At 51.1% G+C, this 24,959-nt stretch carries 20 protein-coding genes, 2 tRNA genes and 1 rRNA gene; 7 read left to right on the top strand and 16 right to left on the bottom strand.

Annotated features, from left to right (window positions below; genetic code table 11):
• The 5 genes from FYJ60_RS12270 to FYJ60_RS12250 form a co-directional block, all read right to left on the bottom strand.
• Positions 1 to 202 (bottom strand): 16S ribosomal RNA (locus FYJ60_RS12270); the annotation flags it as partial.
• A gap of 156 nt (positions 203 to 358) precedes the next feature.
• Positions 359 to 447: transfer RNA gene (locus FYJ60_RS12265), tRNA-Ser, on the bottom strand.
• 759 nt (positions 448 to 1,206) lie between these two features.
• Complete coding sequence (locus FYJ60_RS12260) at positions 1,207 to 2,340, bottom strand: coiled-coil domain-containing protein (protein ID WP_154458960.1); 1,134 nt, start codon at positions 2,338 to 2,340, stop codon at positions 1,207 to 1,209.
• Between the two features lie 352 nt (positions 2,341 to 2,692).
• Complete coding sequence (locus FYJ60_RS12255; RefSeq protein ID WP_154458959.1) at positions 2,693 to 4,078, bottom strand: SGNH/GDSL hydrolase family protein; 1,386 nt, start codon at positions 4,076 to 4,078, stop codon at positions 2,693 to 2,695.
• Positions 4,079 to 4,245: 167 nt separating this feature from the next.
• Positions 4,246 to 5,709, bottom strand: coding sequence for a C40 family peptidase (locus FYJ60_RS12250; RefSeq protein ID WP_154458958.1), 1,464 nt, complete (start codon positions 5,707 to 5,709; stop codon positions 4,246 to 4,248).
• Positions 5,710 to 5,916: 207 nt separating this feature from the next.
• On the opposite strand from FYJ60_RS12250, the gene FYJ60_RS12245 reads away from it, so the two are divergent.
• From FYJ60_RS12245 to FYJ60_RS12215, 7 genes are all read left to right on the top strand, one after another.
• Positions 5,917 to 6,002, top strand: a tRNA-Ser gene (locus tag FYJ60_RS12245).
• A gap of 298 nt (positions 6,003 to 6,300) precedes the next feature.
• The gene (locus FYJ60_RS12240; protein ID WP_154458957.1) at positions 6,301 to 7,635 is read left to right on the top strand and encodes a TrkH family potassium uptake protein; all 1,335 of its coding nucleotides are present in this window, start codon (positions 6,301 to 6,303) and stop codon (positions 7,633 to 7,635) included.
• A gap of 22 nt (positions 7,636 to 7,657) precedes the next feature.
• Positions 7,658 to 8,305, top strand: a complete 648-nt coding sequence (locus tag FYJ60_RS12235; protein WP_154458956.1) for a potassium channel family protein — start codon at positions 7,658 to 7,660, stop codon at positions 8,303 to 8,305.
• 209 nt (positions 8,306 to 8,514) lie between these two features.
• The gene (locus FYJ60_RS12230; protein WP_154458955.1) at positions 8,515 to 10,488 is read left to right on the top strand and encodes an ATP-binding protein; all 1,974 of its coding nucleotides are present in this window, start codon (positions 8,515 to 8,517) and stop codon (positions 10,486 to 10,488) included.
• On the top strand, positions 10,485 to 11,204 hold the full coding sequence (locus tag FYJ60_RS12225; RefSeq protein WP_235903422.1) for a response regulator: 720 nt from the start codon (positions 10,485 to 10,487) through the stop codon (positions 11,202 to 11,204). Before FYJ60_RS12230 ends, FYJ60_RS12225 begins: the two co-directional genes overlap by 4 nt.
• Positions 11,205 to 11,483: 279 nt before the next feature.
• Positions 11,484 to 12,131 (top strand): rubrerythrin, encoded by a 648-nt coding sequence (rbr, locus tag FYJ60_RS12220; protein ID WP_154458954.1) that lies wholly within the window; start codon positions 11,484 to 11,486, stop codon positions 12,129 to 12,131.
• A 114-nt stretch (positions 12,132 to 12,245) separates the two neighbouring features.
• Positions 12,246 to 12,623 (top strand): desulfoferrodoxin family protein, encoded by a 378-nt coding sequence (locus FYJ60_RS12215; RefSeq protein ID WP_154458953.1) that lies wholly within the window; start codon positions 12,246 to 12,248, stop codon positions 12,621 to 12,623.
• 209 nt (positions 12,624 to 12,832) lie between these two features.
• On the opposite strand, the gene ispD is transcribed toward FYJ60_RS12215, so the two are convergent.
• The 11 genes from ispD to trpE all read right to left on the bottom strand — a co-directional run bounded on the left by ispD (position 12,833) and on the right by trpE (position 24,819).
• Complete coding sequence (gene ispD, locus FYJ60_RS12210; protein ID WP_154458952.1) at positions 12,833 to 13,552, bottom strand: 2-C-methyl-D-erythritol 4-phosphate cytidylyltransferase; 720 nt, start codon at positions 13,550 to 13,552, stop codon at positions 12,833 to 12,835.
• Positions 13,553 to 13,700: 148 nt separating this feature from the next.
• Positions 13,701 to 14,771 carry a tRNA (adenosine(37)-N6)-threonylcarbamoyltransferase complex transferase subunit TsaD gene (tsaD, locus tag FYJ60_RS12205; protein ID WP_154458951.1) on the bottom strand — a complete coding sequence of 357 codons (1,071 nt, stop codon included), beginning with the start codon at positions 14,769 to 14,771 and terminating at the stop codon, positions 13,701 to 13,703.
• A gap of 122 nt (positions 14,772 to 14,893) precedes the next feature.
• Positions 14,894 to 15,820, bottom strand: a complete 927-nt coding sequence (locus FYJ60_RS12200) for a ribonuclease Z (RefSeq protein ID WP_154458950.1) — start codon at positions 15,818 to 15,820, stop codon at positions 14,894 to 14,896.
• Positions 15,821 to 16,107: 287 nt separating this feature from the next.
• Positions 16,108 to 17,811 (bottom strand): adenine deaminase, encoded by a 1,704-nt coding sequence (gene ade / locus FYJ60_RS12195; RefSeq protein WP_330579218.1) that lies wholly within the window; start codon positions 17,809 to 17,811, stop codon positions 16,108 to 16,110.
• 213 nt (positions 17,812 to 18,024) lie between these two features.
• Positions 18,025 to 18,798: a tryptophan synthase subunit alpha gene (trpA, locus tag FYJ60_RS12190; RefSeq protein ID WP_154458949.1), complete on the bottom strand. Its 774-nt coding sequence runs from the start codon at positions 18,796 to 18,798 to the stop codon at positions 18,025 to 18,027.
• A complete protein-coding gene (gene trpB, locus FYJ60_RS12185; RefSeq protein WP_154458948.1) occupies positions 18,791 to 19,981 on the bottom strand; it encodes a tryptophan synthase subunit beta in 1,191 nt (396 codons plus the stop codon). The genes trpA and trpB overlap by 8 nt, the downstream gene beginning before the upstream one ends.
• Positions 19,982 to 20,036: 55 nt before the next feature.
• On the bottom strand, positions 20,037 to 20,672 hold the full coding sequence (locus tag FYJ60_RS12180) for a phosphoribosylanthranilate isomerase (RefSeq protein WP_330579217.1): 636 nt from the start codon (positions 20,670 to 20,672) through the stop codon (positions 20,037 to 20,039).
• 90 nt (positions 20,673 to 20,762) lie between these two features.
• Positions 20,763 to 21,554, bottom strand: a complete 792-nt coding sequence (gene trpC, locus FYJ60_RS12175; RefSeq protein ID WP_154458946.1) for an indole-3-glycerol phosphate synthase TrpC — start codon at positions 21,552 to 21,554, stop codon at positions 20,763 to 20,765.
• Between the two features lie 114 nt (positions 21,555 to 21,668).
• Positions 21,669 to 22,691: an anthranilate phosphoribosyltransferase gene (trpD, locus tag FYJ60_RS12170; RefSeq protein WP_154458945.1), complete on the bottom strand. Its 1,023-nt coding sequence runs from the start codon at positions 22,689 to 22,691 to the stop codon at positions 21,669 to 21,671.
• Between the two features lie 59 nt (positions 22,692 to 22,750).
• Positions 22,751 to 23,344, bottom strand: coding sequence for an anthranilate synthase component II (locus FYJ60_RS12165; RefSeq protein ID WP_154458944.1), 594 nt, complete (start codon positions 23,342 to 23,344; stop codon positions 22,751 to 22,753).
• The gene (trpE, locus tag FYJ60_RS12160) at positions 23,341 to 24,819 is read right to left on the bottom strand and encodes an anthranilate synthase component I (protein ID WP_154458943.1); all 1,479 of its coding nucleotides are present in this window, start codon (positions 24,817 to 24,819) and stop codon (positions 23,341 to 23,343) included. The genes FYJ60_RS12165 and trpE overlap by 4 nt, the downstream gene beginning before the upstream one ends.
• Between the last annotated feature and the right edge of the window lie 140 nt (positions 24,820 to 24,959).

The following is a 24,959-nucleotide window of genomic DNA, read 5'->3' as shown; positions in this document are numbered from 1 at the left end:
TCGTGCGCTTATGCGGTATTAGCAGACATTTCTGTCTGTTATCCCCCGGTACAGGGCAGGTTCCCCACGCGTTACTCACCCGTCCGCCGCTCAGTCACAAAACCTTCAATCCGAAGAAATCCGGTTATGCGCTTCGCTCGACTTGCATGTGTTAAGCACGCCGCCAGCGTTCATCCTGAGCCAGGATCAAACTCTCATAAAAAAGATTGAATCCGGTCAGAATCAACTCTTGGCTAATTCATCCCGTTTACTGTTTAAAGGATTGTCTTTCGACAAACTCAAAATTTTTTTGAACTTTCGAGGATGTGTTTTACTGTTCAGTTGTCAAGGAACATTGAATCTGCATCGCAGATTCAAGCGGAGATGAAGAGATTTGAACTCTTGCGCCGCGTTAACGACCTACTCCCTTTCCAGGGGAGCCCCTTCGGCCAGCTTGGGTACATCTCCATGCGGCAGAATCCTTAAATTCTGTTAAATTATTTCTCACTCGCAGACAATTTAACTTGTCGTTAACTTCCGCGGCGAACGAATGTTATATTAACATAGCAGTATCTCAAATGCAACACCTTTTTTTAATTTTTTTAATTTTTTCTCATTTAAAAAAATTCAAACAATTCCGACACAATTTACTGTATAAGTCCAGTCGCAAAGCAGAGACGGACGCATGCTTGCATGCGGCTCCGGCTATGCTTTAGCGACGACAACAGGTATGAGCATGAAGTGACGCGAAGCGGCACGAGAATGCGAATACCTGTTAGCGATGCGGAAGCTGCGCAGCAGCGAAGCAGCACGTAGGACTTATACAGTACCCCAAAAATATGGCAAGTCCAGCCGTAAAGCAGAGACGGGCGCATGCTTGCATGCGGCTCCGGCTATGCTTTAGCGACGACAACAGGTATGAGCATGAAGTGACGCAAAGCGGCACGAGAATACGAATACCTGTTAGCGATGCGGAAGCTGCACAGCAGCGAAGCAGCGCGTAGGACTTATACAGTACCCCAAAAATATGGCAAGTCCAGTCGCAAAGCAGAGACGGACGCATGCTTGCATGCGGATCCGGCTATGCTTTAGCGACGACAACAGGTATGAGCATGAAGTGACGCAAAGCGGCACGAGAATGCGAATACCTGTTAGCGATGCGGAAGCTGCACAGCAGCGAAACGGAACGAGAATGCGAATACCCGGTGTAGTATGAGCACGGAGTCTCTACCACGCAACTGCGACGTCAAGCTGGTCGGCATTGCTGTACGCAAAATCTCCGGTATCGCAGACAATCGCTTTTCCCAGGGAACTGTCTAAAATTGTTCCCTTCGGGTATTTGTCTGTATTCGCAGCGACAATGACATAATCTCCCAGCATCTTGACTCCGTCATCACGAACCCAGTAGCTGTCAGTATTACCCTGCTGCCGCATCAGGCTCACAACGCCTGACATATCCAAGTTATAATAGGTTTCTTTCCCGGTCGGCCCATATACAACGCCATTGCTTCTGTTAAGCACAGTGCCGCTCCATCCGGCGTTTCCGGAGTTTTCCCTTACAGAAGGAGCTGCCTGTCCGGTGGAAGAGCCACTTTCTTCGGTTACCGCCGTAACAACCGTGCTGCTGTTTCCGGCTGCCGCATTGACAGCGCTGCTCTCGGCAACCTGTGTCACGCTTCCGGCTGTGTTTTCCTCCGCATCACTTAGAAAAACCGCCTGCAGATTTGCCTCCTGCTGCCGGATCTGTTCCAGAAGCTCCGCGTCTTTCGCATCTGTCAGCTGCTGCTGATAGGTACTGATGTTTTCTGTGGTCTGTGCGATAAGGCTTGTGATCTCCTGCTGTTTATCCCGGCATTCTGCCTCCAGATCCTGAAGCTCCTGTTTTTCCGATTTTACTTTCTCGGTTTTATCCTCTATCTTGTGGCAGGTGTCCTGGTACTGGCTCAGCATTTCACGATCGTAGCGGGTAAGCTCCGCAATATTTTCGTCATCCGCCGTAACAGTGGCGCCGCCAAGAATAGTTGCGCAGAGTTCAAATGCCTCCCCGTTTCCGCCCAGGGCCTCATAGATATACCTGATCCGGGTTTTCATCCCTTCATGCTGCTCTGTTTTTTCGCTTTTTGCGTCCTCCAGATCCGTCTCCAGCTGCTGCAGCTCATACTGCTTGTCGGCCGCCTGTGTCTGAAGCGCCGTATACTGCCCTTCCAGATCATTCAGCTGTGCCTGCAGAGTCTGCAGATTATTCTGGCTGTCTGAGATTTTATTCTCCAAATCCTCCACTGTTCCCGCAAAGCATGGCACTGCAGCCGTTCCGACCAGGAAAACAGATAAGATCATGGAAAGAATACATTTCTTTTTCATAAAGTCACCAGATAAGCTTCCTTTCTGTGGCCCCTCCAAAAAACACAGTATTCCCTCCCCTTTTTACACCCCTAAGTAACCCTACCATAGACCATTTTTCGAGAAAATGCAAATTTCTGTATTCTTTCTGTAATACTTTTGAAACGTTCCGGCTTCTTATGTAACTTTTTCGACACAACATCTGGTTTGTCTGAATCCTCCAACCACCATTTCTTGTAACCGAAAAAATAGCATTATGCTTAATTTACAGGCTCAATTTTTATATTTTTTGTCAAAAAGCTGAAAACCGACGTCCAGATTTTGGAGATCGGTTTCCATTTTCTACCACATATGGTTTTACAAATCTACAGGTTCAGGCCATCCATGTCAGGTAATTCATCCTGCCCCAACCCATACAGCCGCATTCACCGCTAACCAGCAGCGCCGCAGCCACCTGTGATACGCTTTTTCCCTCTGCAACTGTATCCGACCAGTAGTCCATCTCCTCCGCCGATGCCTCCCTGTGATATCCGCTCCGATACAGGGCGCGCAGAAACGGTTTCACCGCCGCTGCGCGGACGATTTTATGATCCAGTTCCGAGTTTCTGAGAGCTGTTGCTTTCAAAGCCTCCTGATCTGACTGAAGCGCCCCCGCAATCTGATCATAGATCTGCTGATTCGTCTCTCCCAGGTAATGAATATCATCCGCCCAGGCGATCGGATTCTTTTCCAGGCCGCTACAGGTATCAATATAAGTAATATCCCCGGAAAGCCCTTTCTTCATCCGGTTGTTCCATCTCTCCACAAAGGAATTATTCAGATAATAGCCGTTCAGCTCGAACGTCCCCCGAACCGGATTAACAGAAACATAAAACGTCCTCGCTCCCAGCTTTGCCCACTGGGCCGCCTTCTTATTCAAATAGGAGATATACATGGGTGCGTAAGTAGGCCCCAGGCGGTCCCAGGCATCATTTACCCCCATCAGAATAACAACATCTGTATTTCCGTCAATATAGGGCTCCGCCTGAGGAACTGCCGTTTCCGTCATCCAGGAATACCCCATGCCTCCCTTGCAGTCCCAGAGGACCCCATTATCCCCAATCGTCTGATACATGCCAACGGTTCTGGAGTCCCCGATAAACAGCCAGGTTCTCTTCTTTTTTCCCATTTTTTCCGCCGTCTGCGGCGTAAAAACCGCGCCAATGGAAGCTCCCTCTGTCTGCGCATAATATTCTTCCGCAGCTTTCTGCATCTGCTCCATCTCCTGAGAGGATGCCTGCGGGTAAACGGCCGCATCTTCCGCACTTCCGGAAACATCTCCGTAAGACCCGGAAGAAGATCCTGCACTTCCGGGAATCTCCGATTCCGAACCGGCAGCCGGATTCTGACTGCTGCCTGACACAGACGAACCGCTTTCTGCCGGACCGCCGCCTTCCCCTTCTTCCGACACATTCCCCGATGTCGCACCGGATTCTGCGCCCGCTCCGGATTCCCCGGAAACATCGCCGCCCCCGGAAACCGTGCTTCCTTCTCCTCCGGATGCTCCTTCCCCCGCAGCTCCGGCTTCATTGCCGGCCCCGGTCTCTGTACCGCCTCCCGCAGTCTTGTTTCCAGTGTTTTCTGCCGGATTCCCGACACCCGGATTTCCTTCTCCCGCCGGTGCCTCGGACAATACCGGCTCATCATCCGCATAAAGGCGGACAGGTACTGCTCCTGTTATTCCTGCCATTCCCACAGCGAAAGCAAAGGCCATTGCCATAGGAAGAAAACGTCTCCGCCAAATCTTATGATTTTTCATCCTTCTCACCTTAAAACAGAACACGCGGGTCTGAGGCGAGTATACCATTTGTTCCTTTTACAAACAACAAGTCCGGGTCTTCAGACCCGGACTTTATAAAAAATACTCCCTGACGGAAAGCAGTCAGCTTACACAAATCTGCGGATAGTCACAATCGGCTGGAAGGCAGGATTGCTCTGAATAATAATACCCAGACTGGAATCCGCCGCATGCACGATCTGATTATTTCCAATATAGATAGCGGTATGGAAGCCGTAATTGATGACATCTCCCGGCTGCATATCCGAATAGGAAACAGCTACACCTTCATTTGCCTGTGTGTAGGTCGTCCTGGAAAGGCTGATTCCGAAATGCGCATAGACAGACTGAACAAATCCGGAACAGTCACAGCCATTTGTAAGAGAAGTTCCTCCCCAGACATACGGGTTCCCTACAAACTGGCAGGCATAAGCGGCAATCGCCGCTCCGGTAGCACTGGAAGACGAACTGCTGGACGCAGTACTTCCCGATGAGGAAGAACCGGATGCCGAGGACGAAGCAGAAGTATCTGTATAAGAAGTTCCCGAGCTGCTGTCCGTATATGTGGTATCGGAACTGCTGTCAGAACCGGTGTATCCGGTATCCGCAGAACTACTGCTTCCGGAAGTGGTCGTTTCCGTGGAGGCCTGCGCAGCAGCCGCCTCCGCCTGAGCCGCAGCTTCTGCCGCAGCCTGTGCTTCCGCCTGTCTCTGTGCCTCTTCCGCAGCCGCCTGCTCTTCTGCAGCTTTCTGATCCGCTTCCTGACCCTTGGCCGCAGCCGCAGCTGACAGCTCGGAGATCTTCGCATTCTGCTGATTGATCAGATCCGTATACTGGGATGCCAGCTCCTCCGCCTGATTGATCTGGCTCTGCGCATCCTCGGAGGAAGCCTGCGCCTGCTCTTTTAAGGTCTGCAGATTTGCTTCCTGAGACTCCTGCTCATTCTTCATTTCCACAAGAGCAGCTTCTTCCTGCTGCTGCTGTGTCTGAAGATCACTTACGGTTTGAATATCATTTGCATACTCTTCCAGACACTGGCGGTCATACTTATACATATCTCCGGTAAAATCCGCCTTGTCCAGAACATCAGAAAGGACATCACTGTTGTCCGCTCCCTGCGACAAAAGCAGTGCCGGCCATCCGGTCTCCCCACCCTTCTCATAGAGATACTGGATTCTTGCCTTCATTGCTTCATACTCTGTATCCGCATTTTCCCGGGCTTTCTGCAGATCCGCTGCCGTCTGCTCCAGATCCTTTTCTTTTTCGGATATCTGAGAATTAATCGTATTGATCGAAGCAATCGTAGTAACCAGCTGCGCATCAAGAGAATCAATCTGTCCGAGAAGATCATTTTTCTTTGCTTCCAGATCATTGATATTGCTCTTAATATCATCCAGCTTGGCTGAAGTATCTGCCTGCTCAGCCTCTACCGCCGCCTGCTGATTCTGAAGATCCTGCTGTTGATTCCGCAGATCCTGAGATGTTTCATCAGCAAACGCCGGAACGGCCATTGCAATAACAAGCGCAACCGAGAGGCTTGCAGATAAGGCGTGTCGTCTTTTTCTGTTTAACATTGCTTAACCCCTTTCCCGTATTTCCATTTGAAGCACAAGCTGTAAAAATGAAAAACCAGCTTCAAACTAGTTACAACTCTATCACGTTTGTTACAAATAATCAACCATAAATATTAAATAAATGTTACATTCAGATTCAGCTTGCAAAGAAATATCCGCTATGGTATTATCATAAACGCGGATTTTCTTCCAATATTATCCGCATTTGCAGAGGTATCGAAGTGGTCATAACGAGGCGGTCTTGAAAACCGTTTGTCCGCAAGGGCGCATGGGTTCGAATCCCATCCTCTGCGCTCTCCATAAAATCCAGCAACTACGATTAAACGGCAAGAAGCCGCGTAGTTGCTGGATTTTTTCTTTATATTATTCTTTTCGTTTTTCGATTATCTTTTCAGATTTTGTTGTATTTTCAAATAAAAAGCAACACGAAATGCAACACGAATTTTCAATAGCAGCCTCCCATCTTTATACAATCTTAATAGCTTTCCGGCAACCTTAACAGCCTCTTTACAGGAATCGTCTGATAATAGCCTTGCAACACGGAGATACCATTTCTTTTCAAGAGAAATAGAAGAAAAAGACAAGGCTGCCATGAAAAGAATTATTTTCAACTTTGAACATCTCAAACCAGTTCAGATTATTATACTAGGTTTTTTATGCGTTATTCTGGCGGGAACGCTGCTGCTGATGCTCCCGGCCGCCTCCAGGGAAGCCGGGTCCGCGGGGTTCGCGGATGCGCTTTTTACCGCGACATCGGCAACCTGTGTGACAGGTCTTATTGTCCAGGACACCTTCTCTTTCTGGACGCCTTTCGGACAGGCCGTCATTCTTTCTCTGATTCAGATCGGCGGGCTGGGAGTCATTACAGTCGCGCTTTCCATTGCCATGCTCTCCGGGAAGAAGATCGGGCTGATCCAGCGTAACATCATGCAGGAGTCTATTTCCGCGCCCCAGATAAGCGGAATTGTAAAATTCACAAAATTTATCCTTTTGACCACGTTCGGGGCAGAAGGCATCGGCGCACTGGTGATGATGCCGGTTTTCATCCGAAAATTCGGTCTCCTGAAAGGTATCTGGTTCTCGGTTTTTCATTCTGTTTCGGCCTTCTGCAATGCCGGATTTGATCTGATGGGCGGGGAGCAGAAATATTCTTCCCTGACGGCCTTTGCCGGGAACCCTGTTGTTAATATTACGATAATGGTTTTGATTATTTTCGGCGGAATCGGATTTCTTACCTGGATGGATCTTGCCGCCCATAAATTTCATTTTCGCAAGTACCGGATGCAGACAAAAGTCATTTTATGTATGACGGCAATCCTGATAGCAGTCCCCGCGCTCTATTTTTATTTTGGCGAATTCTCCGATGCCCCATCCGACAGACTGCTCCTGTCTCTGTTCCAGGCTGTGACCCCCAGAACAGCCGGTTTCAATACCGCGGATCTGACAAAGCTGAGTGACACAGGCCTGTTTATTATGATCATACTGATGCTGATCGGCGGTTCGCCTGCATCCACGGCAGGCGGCATGAAAACAACGACCGTCGCTGTACTGTTTGCCTCTTCCGCCGCTGTCTTTAAAAGGAAAAAATTTTCCAGTATGTTCGGAAGAAGAATTCCCTCTGACAGCATCCAGAATGCCGGAGCCATTCTGCTATTGTACATCACATTGTTTTCCTTCGGCGGGATGTTGATCAGCCGGATCGAGGGGCTCCCCCTGATCCGATGCTTGTTTGAAACAGCTTCCGCGATAGGAACCGTAGGACTGACCACCGGGATCACCCCCGGACTGTCCCTGCTCTCCCGCGGCATACTTGTTTTTCTAATGTACGTAGGAAGAGTGGGCGGACTAACCCTGATCTTTGCAGCCGTATCGGCCGGTAATCCGGGAAAAGGGATACTTCCCGAAGAAAAAATAACCGTAGGATAAATAAACGAGGAGGAAACGAAAAATGAAATCGGTACTAATCATCGGGCTGGGAAAATTCGGCAGAACCATTGCCCTGAAATTAAGTGAACTGAACCATGAGGTAATGGCTGTAGACAAAGACGAAAAATGCGTCAATGCCGTTATGCCCTTTGTAACAAACGGAATCATTGGAGACAGCACGAATGAAGAATTTCTGAAGTCCCTCGGCGTACGGAATTTTGACCTCTGCTATGTAACAATCGGAGACAGCTTCCAGGATTCTCTGGAGACCACCTCCCTTCTGAAAGATTTGGGCGCAAAAATGGTTGTAGCCCGATCCTCCGGCGAGGTTCATTCTAAATTTCTGCTCCGGAACGGTGCAGACAAAGTTGTTTTTCCGGAAAAGCAGGTGGCGGAATGGGCCGCCATCCGTTACAGCACGGATCACATTTTTGACTATATTGCCATGAATGATGATTACGCAATCTTTGAAATTTCAGTTCCAGAACAATGGGCCGGAAAAACCGTAGGCGAGCTGGATGTCCGGCAGCGCTACAAAGTAAATATTCTGGCTGTGAAAAGAGGCGGACAAAGTAATATGGATATCAGTTCCGAAACGTCTCTTGAGGCAGGAGAAACCATCCTGGTTCTGGGGAAAACCAAAGATATGCAAAAATGTTTCCGAATATGACCCAAAAGTCCTTCGGAAAAGCAGGAATGACAGGGGGGTGTGATTTATGGCGTATCTGCTTCTGATTCTATATTTAGTTTTTCTGGCATGTTACCTGGATCATCAGATTGTAAAATTTGACGATATCAGCGAGAAGCATTACCATTGGCTTTGATGAAGTCAGCTTTTGCCCGGAAATCATTTTCTATCAAACAGGAGGAAAACACCCGATGTCTTCAGAAAAAAAACAGAATGAACATGTGCTGGTATGTCTGTCCTCCTCCCCTGCAAATGAAAGGCTGATCCGCAGGGCAGCACAGCTTTCCGAAGCTTTTCACGGTTATTTTACAGCTCTGTATATTGAGACTCCGGATGACAGGTTCCTGTCCCCCGAAGACAGACAGCGGCTGGAAAGCAACGAAAAGCTTGCCCAAAAGCTGGGCGCGCAGCTGGAAATTATTCAGGGCAGCAATGTAGCCGGAATGATCGCAGAGTACGCCCGTGCATCCGGCGTCACAAAAATAGTGATCGGCCGTTCCCTCGGTTTCTCGAACAGAATGCATATCGGCAGCAAAAACCGTAAACTTATAGATACTCTGATCCTGCTGGCTCCGGAGGCAGACGTCTACATCATCCCGGACCAGCGGCACACCATATCCTCCGGGCTTCCTCTGCATCTGCACTTCGAGGCCGGCAGCACTCTGAAAAACTTTCTGTTCTCCGCAGCCATGCTGGCCGTCTGTTCTCTGATCGGATGGTTTTTTCAATCTGTTAACGGAGCAGAATCGAATATTATTGTTTTTTATATCTTTTTCGTTTTTCTGATCTCCATACGGACGGCCAGCTGGATCTGCAGCCTGTGTGCCTCTGCGGTGAGTGTTTTTATCTTTAATTATCTCTTCACAAGTCCGCACTTTTCCTTAAGGGCTTATGATACACGATATACGCTCTCGTTCGCTGTTATGTTTGTGATCGCTTTTTTAACCGGAATAAACGCGGCAAGGCTGAAAATTCAGGCAAGAAATTCTGCCAGAATGGCATTTCGCATCCGGATTCTGTATGATATGAACCAGCTGTTGGAAAAAAGCACAAAGCCGCAGGAAATTATGGACGTGACAGCCAGACAGATGATCCGTCTGCTCCAGAGAAACATCATTGTCTATCCCGCTTCCCACAACAAACTGCAGCAGCCATCCGTGTATCTGTCCGATGCCTCCCGCATGCTTACCTTTGATCCGGCACAGGAAGAGGCCGCAGCAGAGGCCGCCTTCTCTTCCATGGAGAAAACCGGACACGGCACCGCCCAGTATGCAGACTCCAACTGCATCTATTACTCTGTACGCCTGAATCATGTGGGCTACGGCGTCATCGGCATAGATGTCTCTAAAAAAAGCCTGAACCCTTATACTGCAGGCATTGTGGTTTCCATGCTCAGCGAAACCGCGCTGGCCCTGGAGAATTATCACAGCAAACAGGAAATGGAACAGTCCAGACTTCTTGCAAAGAACGAACAGCTGCGCGCCAATCTGCTTCGCTCCATCTCTCACGATCTCAGGACTCCCCTGACTTCCATCTCCGGGGCAGCCAGCATTCTTCTGTCTGACAGTGACAAGCTGGATACAGATACAAAAAGCGGGCTTTTCCAGAACATTTATGACGATTCCATGTGGCTGGAGGATCTGGTGGAAAACCTTCTTTCCATTACGCGGCTGAGTGATGGAAAAATGGAACTTCATACCTCCGCGGAACTGATGGGCGAAGTTATTCAGGAAGCCAGAAGGCACTGCAGCAGAAAAATCAGCGAGCACATTTTTCAAACCGAACTGTCCTCCGATCTGCTGATGGGGAAGATGGATGCCCGGCTGATTGTGCAGCTGCTTGTCAATCTGATCAATAATGCTGTCAAATATACTCCGCCCGGATCACACATTACGGTACACTGTGAGAAAAAGGGGGCACTGATCCATACCTCCGTGACAGATGACGGACCGGGAATTGACGAACAGGATAAAGAGCATATTTTTGACATGTTCTACTGCGGCAAAAAGACGGTGGCAGACAGCAGGAGGAGCATGGGACTTGGACTGGCTCTCTGCAAATCCATCGCAGAAGCACATGGCGGCACAATCCGTCTGACCGACAACAAACCACACGGATGCATTTTTACATTTACCATTCCGGCAGAGGAGGTTCCCGAACTATGACTATGAGCAGCAAAGCGACAATTCTGATCGTTGAGGACGATCCATCCGTCCGAAATCTGATGGCAACCACACTGAAAGCTCACGATTACAGTTTCCTTACGGCCGGCAACGGAGAAACCGCTATCATGCAGGCTGCCACACACAATCCGGACGTAATCTTTCTGGATTTGGGGCTTCCTGATATGGACGGAATTAATGTAATAAGGAAGGTTCGTACCTGGTCAGAGCTTCCGATTATCGTGATAAGCGCCCGAAGCGACGAGACAGACAAGATTGAAGCCCTGGACGCCGGGGCAGACGACTATCTTACCAAACCATTTTCAGTAGAAGAGCTGCTGGCCAGACTGCGCGTATCTCTGCGCCGTCTTTCCCTCCTGAAAAACAGGACAGATCCCTCTCCTGTTTTCCGCAATGGAGAAATTGTTATTGATTTCGCCGCAGAGACAGCCACACTTTCCGGTCAGGAACTGCACCTGACGCCCATCGAGTATAAGCTGCTTACTCTGCTCGCCCGCAACGAAGGAAAGGTATTGACGTATACTTATATCACAAAAGAAATATGGGGCAGCTCGTCCGGAAGTGAAATGGCCTCGCTGCGGGTATTTATGGCAGCGCTGCGCAAGAAGCTGGAACCCTCTGCCAATTCCCCGCAATATATCCAGACGCACGTGGGAATCGGGTACCGCATGCTGAAGGTGGATGCAGAGCGCAGCTGACAACAAAAAAATATATTTTATAACCGCTTACTGTAAAAAGATTAGGCAATAGGAACGCCTCTTCTTTTTCTACCCTGTTTTCAGCCCTCTCTTTTTCCGACACTTGTTGTATACACAAGCTTCATGTATAATAATTTATATCTGTAATTTGTTTGATCTGATATATTCGTATTACTTATTTATATTTATGGTTTTCCCATTCTTATAACGCGATTTATCAGACCAATCATTACAGGTTGTACTTGCATTCGGCAGTTTTTGCAGAAAAGGAGACGGAAAATGAAATACGTATGCAGTGTATGTGGCTATGTCTATGAAGGAGACGTTCCCCCGGAGGAATGCCCTAAATGCCATCAGAAAGGAGTTTTCAAGGCGATGAGTGAGGATAAGAAAAATCCCTACGCAGGCACAAAAACAGAAAAAAATCTTCTGGAAGCCTTCGCGGGAGAATCTCAGGCGAGAAACAAATATACCTATTTTGCCTCTGTCGCGAAAAAAGCCGGATACGAACAGATTGCAGCCCTGTTTTTGAAGACCGCGGAGAACGAGAAAGAGCATGCCAAGCTCTGGTTCAAGGCTCTCGGCCTGCTGGGGGATACCGAAGAGAACCTGAAGGCCGCCGCCGACGGTGAAAATTACGAATGGACCGATATGTATGACCGGATGGCAAAGGATGCCGACGCAGAGGGCTTCCATGACCTGGCAGAACAGTTCCGCGGTGTTGCCGCCATTGAAAAAACACACGAGGAAAGATACCGGAAGCTTCTCCAGAATGTAGAGCTGAAGGAAGTATTCAAAAAGAGTGAAGTAAAAATCTGGGAATGCCGGAACTGCGGACACATTGTCATTGGTACAGAAGCTCCGGAGGTCTGCCCGGTCTGCAAACATCCGCAGGCATATTTTGAGGTACACGCAGAGAATTATTAAAGAAAAATTTTCGAGAACCAGAAAAGAAAAACGTAGTTAAAAGATAACAACCGGATAGGCATCCGCACAGAAGGCGCCTGCTTATCCGGACAAACAACGAAGGAGGCTGAGGCCATGTTATTTTATAAGTGCAGCAGATGCGGCAACTTTATTACTTTTTTAACAGAGAAAACGGCAGCCACCCCGGTATGCTGCGGCATTCCGATGGAGGAAGTGACTCCCAATACAACAGATGCGGCCGTAGAGAAACATGTCCCGGTATGTGAAGTCGAGGGAAATAAGATTACCGTCCGTGTCGGTTCCGTGGAACATCCCATGCAGGAGGAGCACTATATTCAGTTCATTATTCTGGAAACCAAAAACGGATATCAGAAAAAAGATCTGAAGCCCGGAGACAAACCGGAAGCAGTATTCCTGCTGGCAGACGGCGACGAGCCGGTTGCCGTATATGAAAACTGCAACCTGCACGGACTGTGGAAAGCCACTTTATAAAAAGCGCAAAGATCGGGACGCTGTATATCTGCCTATTGATAAGCAGAACATTGACAGCAAAAAAATACGTGTACAAAACAACGCGGGGCACTGAGGCAGTTTGCGGTGCCCCATTTTTTGCCCAAACCGTGGTTACGCCTTTTCGCCCTGCCTGTTTTTCCCGGAAAAATTTTTCTGCCACACAACAGCCGCCTGTTTGAACCATTTTTCTATTGGTTCTGCATATTTTCCCGCAGAAATTCTTCTGCCACATTCAGATCCTCCGGGGTCGTGATCTTGATGTTCCTGTAATCCCCCATAAAAAGAAAAGCCGGGGTTTCCGTCATGGTTTCCAGAACCATGGCATCATCTGTAATGCCAGCCTGCTTCCCGGCTCCCTCTGCGGAAAATAATTTATCATAGGCACTGCGGATCAGGCTGTATCGGAATACCTGGGGGGTCTGCACCGACCACACATTTTTTCGAAGCGGTGTGGAAAGAACTTTTCCGGATTCGTCCGCAATCTTAACCGTGTCTTTGGACGGCACCGCGCAGATGCCGCTGCCATGCTCCCTCGCGCACGCATAGCCTCTCTGCAGAATTTCTTCCGTCACGAAGGGGCGTACCCCGTCCTGGATAAAAACATAGTCCGTCCCCCAGCAGGCCTGAAGGCCGCAGTAGACAGACTGAAACCTTTCTTTTCCTCCCGGCACAACAGCCGATACCTTCGTAATGCCGTATTTTTCCGCAATCTCCTGCCGGCAGTACGCCACCTTATCTTCTCCGGCTACCAGAACAATATCCGCAATCAGATCCGATTTCTGGAATGTCTCCAGGGTATGAACCAGAATCGGCTTTCCTTCCAGCTCCAGATATTGTTTGCTGACAGCCGTTCCCATCCGGGTGCCGGTTCCGGCAGCCATGATGACGGCCGTACATCTTGCTTTCATACGATTTTCCTCAAAAGCCCAGACGATATGGACTTTTCCATCCATACGCCTTTACCACTCTGTTCCTTTCGTCCGCCCGTCAGGAATTGCAAAGCCCCTTGTATTTGCAGGAGGGCAACGCTATTCCCCTCGTCTGAATCAGAACCGATTATCTCTCTCCAAGTTTCAGATTCGGAACCGCGTTTAAGTCCCAGCCGCTCCGTATCCCTTTGATGTAATCGTAGTAAGCTGCCACACCGATCATTGCCGCATTATCTGTGCAGAATATTGGCGACGGATAGCAGAACCGGATTCCCCGTTTCCCGCATGCTTCCTTCATGGCCCTGCGCAGGGCGGAATTTGCCGCCACACCGCCGGCAATGGCAAAGGTCTCTGTCTGATAATCCTCCGCCGCGCGCATGGCGTTTTCTACCAGCTCATCCACAACGGCCTGCTGAAAAGAAGCCGCAACATCCGCCTGTGACACCGTCTGCCCTGTCATGGCACACTTATTCAGATAATTCAGCGTTGCGGATTTTAATCCGCTGAAGCTGAAATCATACTTTCCTTCCGATCCGTCGCGGGCTCTTTTAGAAACGCCGGAGCCCTCCCGGATCTCATTCGTGATATGCGGCCGCGGCAGCTCCACCGCGTGAGGGTTTCCCTCCCTGGCGGCCTTATCAATTTTCGGTCCTCCGGGATAGCCCAGACCAATCGCTCTTGCCACCTTGTCAAAGGCCTCTCCCGCCGCATCATCCCGGCTTCGTCCGAGGATTTCAAACTCCCCGTAATCCTTCACCAGCACCAGATGCGTGTGACCGCCGGAAATAATCTCGCACATAAACGGAGGCTCCAGATCCGGATGCTCGATATAATTGGCAGAGACATGCCCCTCGATATGATGCACGCCCACCAGCGGAATATCCTTTGCCCAGGCAATCGCTTTTGCCTCGGAGACTCCCACCAGCAGAGCCCCCACCAGCCCCGGACCATAGGTAACGCCGATCGCGTCCAGATCGTCCAGCGTGACCCCCGCTTCCTCCAGCGCCAGCCGGATCACCTGGTTTATCTTCTCTATATGCTTTCTGGATGCAAGCTCCGGAACCACCCCTCCATAAAGCGTGTGCAGATCAATCTGCGAGGAAATGATATTGGAAAGCACCGTGCGTCCGTTTTTCACCACCGACGCTGCCGTTTCATCACAGGAACTTTCAATTCCCAGTATTAGTGTATCCTTCATAAGATCTTCTTTCAAACTTGATTATCTAGATTCTTTTTCAAAGCCTAAATCTGAGGGTTCGAATACCCGCGAGCCTCAAACCCTTGTCGGCCAAGTCGGCAAAGCCGCTTCCCGGAATCCGTTCAGGATTCCTCATCCTGGAAATTCAGTTCCACCTTCCGCCCGTCCTTTCCGGCTAAGGCTCCGGGAAAGATTTTCCTGACCTCATCCATGTACTGTTTCGGATATACCATAGACGGCGAATAATGCGTCAGCCAAAGTTCCTGCGGCTGAGGATCCGCGGCCGCTGCCAGGTGCGCAGCCTCATACATCGTCATGTGCTTGTGCTCTCTGGCCTTCTCCTCTTTATCCGGCTCTCCGTACATTCCCTCGCAGATAAAAAGATCTGATCCGGAGGCGTGCGCTGAGATCTGAGAAACCGGACGGCTGTCTGTGCAGTACGTCACCTTCAGTCCCTTTCTCGCACCGCCAAGAACCATGTCCGGCGTGAACATTCTTCCATCCTCCGCTTCAATGACATTCCCCTTCTGCAGAGGATTCCAGTATTTCAGCGGTATTCCGGCGGCTTTCGCCCGCTCCGCGTCAAATTTTCCGGCACGCAGAATCTCCAGGGAATATCCGTAACAGACCATGTTATGCTGAACCCGGAAAGCGGTGATCCGGTAGCCCTTTCTCTCGATGACCTGTTCCCTGTCCTTCAGCTCTATGCACTGGACCGGGAACGGCAGCTCCGGCGCAATGACGCGCAGGCCGGACACCACGCGCTCCAGCCCCTTCGGGCCGATCAGTACTAATGGCTCCGTCCGCTCGGAATTTGCCATGGCCAGAAGGATTCCCGGCAGGCCGCTGATATGATCCGCATGAAAATGCGTAAAGCAGATGGTATCTATCGCCTTAAAGGTATGCCCCTGCTCTTTCATGGCAATCTGCGTCCCCTCCCCGCAGTCAATCAAAAGGGAGCTTCCGTTAAACCGCGTAAGCAGGGAAGTAAGCCACCTGCCCGGAAGCGGCATCATACCGCCGGTTCCCAATAAACATACATCTAACATAAAAGCTCCCTTCCGCCGCCTTTTTCATTTAACCGAAAGCAAGAATAAAAAACGACATTTCCTCTGTATGGGTAAGGAAAACCAAAAAGACTGGCTCACTGCTGAGTCAGTCACATTATAGCAATTCTGTGTGATTCTGCAAACTTTTCTCTTACGCCCGGTGTTCTTGGCCTTGTTATTGGCATCCGGAGACTTCTTTACCCGCAAGGGCATGTATCCGTCAAAATATTGCCTGCCGGCATATTTCTACCCTGTCTTCCGGGGACTGTCATTTGAAGCCGAAAAAATCAGGTAAGAAACCGGGATTCAGTAACGCTGTACACGCCTCGCGGGGTGCAGCGGATCGACGGTATGACCGGAAGAGCCATAAAGGACAGCGTAATAAACGGATCCATGTCTTTGGGAACGCCCATCTTGTGAGCGCAGGCAATCATCCGCCTCAGTTTTTTATTCACATAGGTATAGCTCTTGTCCGAGATCAGCCCCATCACCGGAAGCTCCAGCGTGTCAAAAACTTCTCCATTCCGGACAATGGTGTAGCCGCCGTGCGTCCGCTCGATTTCACGGACAGCAGCCAGAATATCCGCATCGTTATCACCGATGACAATAATATTGTGACTGTCGTGCGAAACACTGGAGGCGATAGCCCCGCCCTTCAGGCAGAACCCGGCAACTGCCCCGACGCCGATTTTTCCGGTGGCGTGATGGCGCTCAAACACCGCAATTTTATCGATCTTCCCATCGGGAGCAAACATTCCGGTGTCCGAATCTGCGGGGAGAACGAGATCTCTTCTTTTTGTCAGAATCTGCCCCGGTATCATCTCGATCACCGGGAAGGGCGTCCCGTCCGCCCGCAGTTTCAGTTTTTCCGGATCCACCGGTCCCACATGGATGGTATCCATCAGTTCCGGCGGGCAGGCAGGTTCCTTTCTGTGGTGCGGGCGCACCAGCTGTCCCTTGTAGAATACCATCTGCGCATGAAATTCCTTCAGCGAATCCCACACAACCAGATCCGCGTCAAAGCCGGGAGCAACGGCTCCGGTCCGGCGCAGCCCGTAGCATCTGGCCGGCTGGATGGTCGCCATTTTAACGGCCGCAATCGGACTGATCCCCATGCTCACAGCTTTCCGGACATTATGGTCTATATCTCCCTCGCGGGTGATATCTTCAATGTGTTTATCATCCGTACAGAAGCAGAACCCTTCCGTATTGGTATTGTTCTCTACAATACCCTTGACGATCATCTCCAGATTACGGGCGGCGCTGCCCTCCCGGATATGGCAGGTCATGCCCATGGAGCGTTCCTTCATCACATACTCGTAAGTGGTTCCCTCGTGATCCGTGGTGACCCCGGCAATGACATAGGCAGCCAGCTCCTCATCCGAAAGATTCGGCGCATGCCCGTCCTTGACTTTGCCGTCAAAAAGCTCAATCTTTTCGTTCATGGACGGATCCCCGTTGATCACGGACATGCAGTCCATCACCTCACCCAGACCGAGAACCCGGCGGTTGTCCAGATACTTCTTCATCTGCTCCGCGTGCAGCGTACAGCCGTTGTCGTCGATCGGAGTGGCAGGAACACAGGAGGCAATCATCACATAGACGTGCGCCGGCAGATTTTCCGTCTGGGAGAGCAGATAGTCTATGCCGTCTGTGCCGGAGACATTTGCCACCTCGTGCGGATCCACAATAAAAGTTGTTGTTCCATGCTCCTCCGCCTTATTAATCAGCACCTGCGGATTGACAAGGGTTGACTCCAGATGAAGATGCGCGTCGATAAACCCGGAGGTCACATACTGCCCCTTCAGGTCTATCTCTTCCTTACCGGAAAAATCGCCGATGCCGACAATCATTCCGTTGGTGACGGCAATGTTCCCCTCCTCCACGCGGTCCGTAAATACATTGACGATTTTCGCGTTTTTCAGAACCAGATCCGCCGGCACAAGCTTTCTTGCCGCTTTCGAGCATCCCATATATTTTTCAAGTTTCACCGTAAGCCCCTTTCTGCGCCTGGCGGATGACGTTTTTCATGCCCTGCCCTTTTCTGCGCCTGACGGATGCTGTACTCCGACCGTCGTTTTCCCTTCCGGCATGCCGAAGATCATCCTCGCCCGGATTTCGTTAACGAATGCGGTGCTCCATACGCGTTCTTCCCGCACCGAAAAAGGGCATCCTTCTTCCCGGCCTCCGCAGATTTTCCGCATTCAGCGAATGGCATCCTTCATGCTCTTCACATACTCGGCGATATAAGGCGCGGCATTTTCTCCGTACTTTGCCACCAGTTTTACAATAGCGCTTCCTACAATGACTCCGTCCGCAATTCCCGACATTTTTTTCGCCTGCTCCGGCGTATTGATGCCAAAGCCGATGGCCGCCGGAAGATCCGTTGCCTGGCGAATCGCCTTCAGCATGGAATCCAGATCGGTCCGGATTTCCGCGCGGACGCCTGTTACCCCCATGGAAGATACCACATAGAGGAAGCCGCGCGCTTCGGAGGCGATCATCCGGATTCTCTCCTCGGAGGTCGGCGCAACCATGGAAACAAGCTCCACACCATGTCCGGCGGCGATTGCCTCACACTCTCCTTTTTCCTCGTAAGGCATGTCAGGTATTATAATACCCGATATTCCGACTTTTTCACAGTTGGAAAAGAATTTTTCGTACCCATAGTAAAAAACAATGTTCAGATACGTCATAAACACCAGCGGCATATCCGTCTCTTCCCGGAGTTCCGCCACCATGTCAAACACCCCGTCTGTCGTGGTCCCGGCCTCCAGCGAACGGAGATCCGCCTCCTGAATGACCACTCCTTCTGCAATCGGATCGGAAAACGGAATTCCGATTTCCACAAGATCTGCTCCCGCCTTTTCCATCGCCAGAACAAATTCCTTTGTTTTATCCAGACTGGGATCTCCTGCTGTTATGAATGGAATAAATGCCTTACCGTTTTTGAATGCATCCGCTATTTTCTTACTCATCGATTTCCACTCCTCTGTATTTTGCGATTGAAGCCACGTCCTTATCCCCACGTCCGGACAGGCAGATAATGATACTCTGATCCCTGCTCATAGTCGGCGCCAGCTTTCTTGCGTAAGCGACAGCATGAGCGCTTTCCACCGCCGGAATAATGCCCTCTGTTCTGGAAAGATATTCAAAGGCGTCTACCGCCTCGTCATCCGTAACCGGGACATACTGCGCGCGCCCGATGCTGTTCAGATACGCATGCTCCGGACCGATCCCCGGATAGTCCAGACCTGCCGAGATGGAGTAAACCTTGTCAATCTGCCCGTACTCATTCTGGCAGAACAGCGATTTCATCCCATGGAACACGCCCATCTTTCCTGTGGCTATGGTCGCAGCCGTTTCGCTGGTATCGACGCCTCGCCCGGCAGCCTCGCAGCCGATCAGCCGCACTTCCTTGTCCGGAATAAAGTGATAAAAGGCGCCAATAGCGTTGGAGCCGCCTCCTACACAGGCGATCACCGCTGCCGGAAGCTTCCCCTCTTTTTCCAGAATCTGTTCCCTTGCTTCTTTAGAAATAACCGCCTGGAAATCTCTTACAATCGTCGGAAACGGATGCGGCCCCATGACAGAGCCCAGCACATAGTGCGTATCATTCACCCTTCCGGCCCACTCCCGCATGGCCTCGTTCACCGCGTCCTTCAAGACCATAGAGCCGCTTTTTACATGATGTACCTTTGCTCCCAGCAGCTCCATGCGGTAGACATTCAGCTTCTGGCGCTGGCAGTCCAGCTCCCCCATAAAAATCTCGCACTCCATACCCAGAAGAGCGGCAACGGTCGCCGTAGCAACCCCGTGCTGTCCGGCTCCGGTCTCGGCGATTACACGGGTCTTTCCCATCTTTTTGGCCAGAAGAACCTGGCCGAGACAGTTATTAATCTTGTGGGCGCCGGTGTGATTCAGATCTTCTCTTTTCAGATAAATTTTTGCCCCGCCCAGGTCGGCAGTCATCTTCTTCGCCTCATAAAGAAGAGAAGGCCTTCCCGCATAATTCTTCATCAGATCGTCCAGTTCTGCTACAAACTCCGGATCGTTTTTATAATGCTCATAAGCCTCTTCCAGATGAATCAGCTCATTCATCAGGGTTTCCGGCACATACTGTCCTCCAAATTCTCCAAATCTGCCTTTCGGGTTTGTCATAATGTCCTCCTTTATCTGTTTGCTCCTGCAGAAAACTGCAGAAGATCCTGCCGGTCTACTTGCATCTGGCGGCGTTTCTCGCCTCCCGGACAGCTCTTTGGATCTTCTCCGGATCCTTTTTCCTGTCCGTCTCCAGGCTGCTGCTCATATCCACCGCATACGGGTGAAACCTGCGGATTGCCTCCGCCACATTATCCGGTCCCAGCCCGCCCGCCAGAAAATACGGGCGGTTGATTTTTTTAATCAGCGACCAGTCAAACGCCGCGCCGCTCCCGGCGCCGCTGTCCAGCAGAATATAATCCGCAATGCTGTGCCCGGCCCGCCAGATGTCCTCTTCGGTTTTTACACGAAATGCCTGAATAACCGGTACCAGCGTATTCTGAAACAGCATGACCTTCCGCAGCTGGCGGATATAGTATTCATCCTCTTCTCCGTGCAGCTGTACCAGGTCGATCACGCCTTTTTTCAGCCATCCGGCTATTTCCTCATAAGGTTCATCCACAAAAACCCCGACCGACCGAATACCGGGATCCAGCATTTTTTTCAGTACCGCCGCTTCTTCCAGGGAAATATGCCGCCAGAACCTCCTGCTGCAGATAAAGCCGATATAATCCGGACCTGCCTTATTGACTGCCTGTATGTCCTCCGGACGGCGCATTCCGCACAGCTTGATTTTTGTTTTCCCCGCCACAGGCGCCTCCTCTCTCCATCTTTCTGTCTCACGCAGGAATTCCATCACCCTGCCTGCTCCGAAGAGGCTTTCGTTCCTTCTTCTCCGGATTCAGTCGTGACACTTGCTCCGCAGAACCTCCAGTTCCCGCTTCTTATCGCGGCTGCGCATCAGCGTCTCCCCGATCAGTACCGCGTCCGTGCCGTTTTTCCAGAGAACACCGACATCTTCCGCCGTGCGAATCCCGCTCTCTGACACACACAGAACATTTTCGGGAATCAGATGCCGAAGATTTGCGGAATTGTGGATATCCACTGTAAAATTCTTCAGATTCCGGTTGTTAATCCCGACAATATCCGCCCCGGCACGCAGCGCCTTCTCCACCTCTGCAGCGTCGTGAGCCTCCACCAGAGCTGAAAGCCCCAGGGAAAGCGCAATCTCCCGGTATTCCCGCAGCTCTCCTTCCTCCAGAATAGCGCAGATCAGCAGAACCGCGGATGCCCCCAGCAGCTTTGCCTGCCAGATCATATAGGGATCCACCGTGAAATCCTTCCGGAGAACCGGCACCGTCACCGCATCCGCGATTTCCTGCAGATACCGGTCACTGCCAAGGAACCATTTCGGCTCCGTCAGACAGGAGATGGCGGAGGCGCCGGCCTGTTCATATTCCCGCGCAATCTGCAGATACGGAAAATCCTCCGCGATCAGTCCTTTTGACGGGGATGCCTTCTTTACCTCGCAGATAAAGGACATTCCCTCTGCGGCCAGTGCCCGCCGAAACGGAAAACCGGTCTCCGCATTCAGGCTTTCGGCCTGCCGCCGAAGCTCCGCCGCCGGGATTTTCTTTGCCGCCTCTTTGGTGCGGTATCTGGCATATTTGGCCAGCTCATCCAGAATTGTCATCTTGCTGCTCCTCCATCTTTCTCCTGCGATTCTTCACTTACTGCCCCTCTTACTGATTGGAGGCGGCGTTGTATGCCTCCAGTTTCTTCTGAGGTTTCTCCCTTACTGTCCCTCTTACTGATTGGAAGCGGCGATGTACGCCTCCAGCTTCTTCTGCGCCGCGCCGCTGTCAATCAGCTCTGCTGCCATCTGCACTCCCTGCGCAACAGAATCTGCTTTTCCTCCTATATAAATAGCCGAGCCGGCATTCAGAAGAACAGCGTTTCTCTTTGTCCCCTGAATTTTTCCGGAAAGAATTCCGCGGGTGATTTCCGCGTTTTCCTCCGGCGTACCGCCTGTCAGCTCTTCCTTGGTTCCCCGCACCAGACCGAAATCCTCCGGCTGTATCTTGTATGTCCTGTAATATCCGTTTTTCAGCTCGCAGACCGTTGTGGAAGAAGAAGCAGAAATTTCATCCAGCCGATCATCTCCGTAAACCACAAGCGCACGCTTTACTCCCAGTTTGTCCAGAACCTTGGTGATCGGCTCCACCAGATATTCATCATAGACACCAAGAAGAAAATACTCCGGATTCGCCGGATTTGTCAGCGGTCCGAGGATATTGAATACCGTCCGGAATCCGAGCTCCCTGCGGATTGCCCCGACATACTTCATTGCGGCATGATATTTCTGCGCAAACAGGAAGCAGATTCCGACATCCTGCAGCATCTTGTACGCTTTTTCCGGATCCTGCTGAATATTCACGCCAAGCGCTTCCTGGCAGTCCGCCGTTCCGGATTTGGAAGAAGCCGCCCGGTTGCCGTGCTTGGCCACTTTGATTCCCGCTGCAGCAATCACCATTGCACTGGTCGTAGAAATATTGAAAGTGGAGGATTTATCCCCGCCGGTTCCTACAATCTCCAGCACCTCCATGCCGGGATGCGGCACCGGCGTCGCCTGCTCCCGCATTGCCTGAGCGCAGCCGGAAATCTCGTCAATCGTCTCCGCCTTCGTGGACTTGGTGGACAGGGCGGCCAGAAAAGCGGCATTCTGCGTCGGCGTTGTCTGTCCCGTCATTATTTCCTTCATAACCGCATACGCTTCCTGGTATGTCAGATCCCCTTTTCCTACAATTTTCTCAATGGCTTCTTTAATCATTTCTGATCCCTTCTTTCTCTGCAAATATTGATTTCTTTCGGGCTGCCGTCAAGCCCCGGTCATAAAACCGGCGCTCCACCGGACAGGCTGATCTCCAGAAAATTCTGGAGCATCTGCGGGCCTGACGGCGTCATAATGGATTCCGGATGGAACTGCAGCCCGTAGATTTTTCTCTCTTCGTCCGCCACGGCCATGACCTCCCCGTCCTCCGCCCTGGCGATTTCCTTCAGGCTGGCGGGAAGCGTGTCCTCCGCCGCCGCAAGAGAATGATATCTGCCGACCAGAACCTTCCTGTCCAGGTTCTTGAAAATGGCACTGGATGTATCCAGCTCCACCTCCGACTGTTTCCCGTGCATCAGTTCTCTGGCGTAGGTAATTTCCGCGCCATAGACTTCGCAGATCGCCTGATGCCCCAGGCAGACCCCCAACAGGGGGATTTTACCGCCAAGCTTCCGGACAACATCCTCGCAGACCCCTGCGTCCGCCGGCCTTCCCGGCCCCGGAGAAAGAATAATGCAGTCCGGCTTCATGTCCGCAATTTCCTCTGTGGTCTTTTCATCATTCCGGATCACCGTAATGTCCGGGTTCAGGGAGCCGATTAACTGATAGAGGTTATAGGAAAAACTGTCATAATTATCAATCAGAAGAATCATCTTCCCACCTCCTCCGCAGCATGAACTGCCTCTACTACTGCTTTTGCCTTATTGATACACTCCTGATACTCTTTTTCCGGCACACTGTCGGCAACAATTCCGGCTCCGGACCGCACAAAAAGCTTTCCGTTCCTCTTATAAGCCAGACGAATCGCAATGCAGACATCCAGGTTTCCTGTAAAATCCACATAGCCGACAGCCCCGCCGTAAATTCCCCTCTTATCGTGTTCCAGCTCGCTGATCAGCTGGCACGCCCTGAACTTGGGCGCTCCGGAGAGCGTTCCGGCCGGCAGCACGGAATCCACGGCGTCAATCGCCTGTTTATCCTCCCGCAGCTGCCCCTTCACCTCGGAACCGATGTGCATTACATGAGAGTATTTCTCGACGCACATGTATTTTTCCACCTCTACCGTTCCAAACTTGCAGAGACGCCCCAGATCATTTCTGCCAAGATCCACCAGCATGTTATGCTCCGCACGCTCCTTCGGATCCTTCAGAAGCCCTTCTTCCAGCTCCCGGTCTTCCTCATCCGTCTTTCCCCTCGGCCTGGTTCCCGCCAGCGGAAAGGTCCGTATCACTCCGTCCTCCACCTTAACCAGTGTTTCCGGAGAAGCCCCTGCGATTTCCACATCATCACCGGAAAAATAAAACATATACGGAGAAGGATTGGTAGTGCGCAGAATCCGATAGGTGTCCAGAAGGCTTCCCTCATAACGCGCCTTCATAGGATTGGAAAACACCAGCTGGAAAATATCTCCCTCGTGGATGTAATGCCGGATTTTTTCAACCTTCTCGCAGTATTCCTCTTTGGAGAGAGCCGGTTTCAACTCTTCCAGAAGCCGCCCCCGCTCATTTTTCTTCGGCTCCCCGTGCCGGATGATGTTCTCCATCTCATCCAGCGCCATCACTGCCCTGCTGTAGCTCTCGTCCAGATGATCCGTATACGCATTGACGATCAGGATAATCTTCTGACGGAAATTGTCATAACAGATCAGCTTGTCAAAAAGCATCAGGTTCACATCATCGAAACGGTCCTCGTCCGGAGCGTCCAATTTAAGCGCTGGCTCCCCATACTGGATATATTCATAAGAAAAGTAACCGACCAGCCCTCCCGTAAGAGTCGGCAGATTTCCCAGCCTGGGAGAACGGTTATCCCGGATCACCTTCTTGATGAAAATCCCCGGATGATCGATCTGCATCTGCTTTTTCTCTCCCCTTCCGGAGATGACCGTCAGCAGATGATCCTTGCAGGAAATCTCCATGGACGGATCGTAGCCCAGAAATGTATAACGTCCCCACTGTCTGGAATCCTCCACGCTTTCCAGCAGAAAGCAGTGTCCGCTGACCTTCTGCAGCGCCCGCAGCGTCTCCACCGGCGTGCGGATATCCGCCAGGATCTCCCTGGTCACCGGAACACGGCGGTAGTCCCCCGACGCCGCAATCCTCTTCACCTCGTCCAATGTCATCTGGTTCATTGCTTCTGCCTCCTGCTCATTCTTGTTGTCGTCGCTAAAGCATCTCCGGTCTCGCATGCTAGCATGCGCCCGGCCCTGCTTTGCGACTGGACCTCCGGGTCATGTATAAGTCCAACGCGCTGCTCCGTTGCTTTCAGCAA

The sequence above is a fragment of the Bilifractor porci genome, assembly GCF_009696005.1.
Taxonomy (GTDB): domain Bacteria; phylum Bacillota; class Clostridia; order Lachnospirales; family Lachnospiraceae; genus Bilifractor; species Bilifractor porci.
Note: the sequence above shows the minus strand (reverse complement) of the source record. Positions and strands in the feature narration are given on the sequence as shown.

Bases quoted from the DNA above. Each gene is read 5' to 3' on its own strand.
- FYJ60_RS12260 (WP_154458960.1), bottom strand. From the start codon at position 2,340: ATGAAAAAGAAATGTATTCTTTCCATGATCTTATCTGTTTTCCTGGTC.
- FYJ60_RS12255 (WP_154458959.1), bottom strand. From the start codon at position 4,078: ATGGCAATGGCCTTTGCTTTCGCTGTGGGAATGGCAGGAATAACAGGA.
- FYJ60_RS12250 (WP_154458958.1), bottom strand. From the start codon at position 5,709: ATGTTAAACAGAAAAAGACGACACGCCTTATCTGCAAGCCTCTCGGTT.
- FYJ60_RS12240 (WP_154458957.1), top strand. From the start codon at position 6,301: ATGAAAAGAATTATTTTCAACTTTGAACATCTCAAACCAGTTCAGATT.
- FYJ60_RS12235 (WP_154458956.1), top strand. From the start codon at position 7,658: ATGAAATCGGTACTAATCATCGGGCTGGGAAAATTCGGCAGAACCATT.
- FYJ60_RS12230 (WP_154458955.1), top strand. From the start codon at position 8,515: ATGTCTTCAGAAAAAAAACAGAATGAACATGTGCTGGTATGTCTGTCC.
- FYJ60_RS12225 (WP_235903422.1), top strand. From the start codon at position 10,485: ATGACTATGAGCAGCAAAGCGACAATTCTGATCGTTGAGGACGATCCA.
- rbr (WP_154458954.1), top strand. From the start codon at position 11,484: ATGAAATACGTATGCAGTGTATGTGGCTATGTCTATGAAGGAGACGTT.
- FYJ60_RS12215 (WP_154458953.1), top strand. From the start codon at position 12,246: ATGTTATTTTATAAGTGCAGCAGATGCGGCAACTTTATTACTTTTTTA.
- ispD (WP_154458952.1), bottom strand. From the start codon at position 13,552: ATGAAAGCAAGATGTACGGCCGTCATCATGGCTGCCGGAACCGGCACC.
- tsaD (WP_154458951.1), bottom strand. From the start codon at position 14,771: ATGAAGGATACACTAATACTGGGAATTGAAAGTTCCTGTGATGAAACG.
- FYJ60_RS12200 (WP_154458950.1), bottom strand. From the start codon at position 15,820: ATGTTAGATGTATGTTTATTGGGAACCGGCGGTATGATGCCGCTTCCG.
- trpA (WP_154458949.1), bottom strand. From the start codon at position 18,798: ATGAGTAAGAAAATAGCGGATGCATTCAAAAACGGTAAGGCATTTATT.
- trpB (WP_154458948.1), bottom strand. From the start codon at position 19,981: ATGACAAACCCGAAAGGCAGATTTGGAGAATTTGGAGGACAGTATGTG.
- trpC (WP_154458946.1), bottom strand. From the start codon at position 21,554: ATGACAATTCTGGATGAGCTGGCCAAATATGCCAGATACCGCACCAAA.
- trpD (WP_154458945.1), bottom strand. From the start codon at position 22,691: ATGATTAAAGAAGCCATTGAGAAAATTGTAGGAAAAGGGGATCTGACA.
- FYJ60_RS12165 (WP_154458944.1), bottom strand. From the start codon at position 23,344: ATGATTCTTCTGATTGATAATTATGACAGTTTTTCCTATAACCTCTAT.
- trpE (WP_154458943.1), bottom strand. From the start codon at position 24,819: ATGAACCAGATGACATTGGACGAGGTGAAGAGGATTGCGGCGTCGGGG.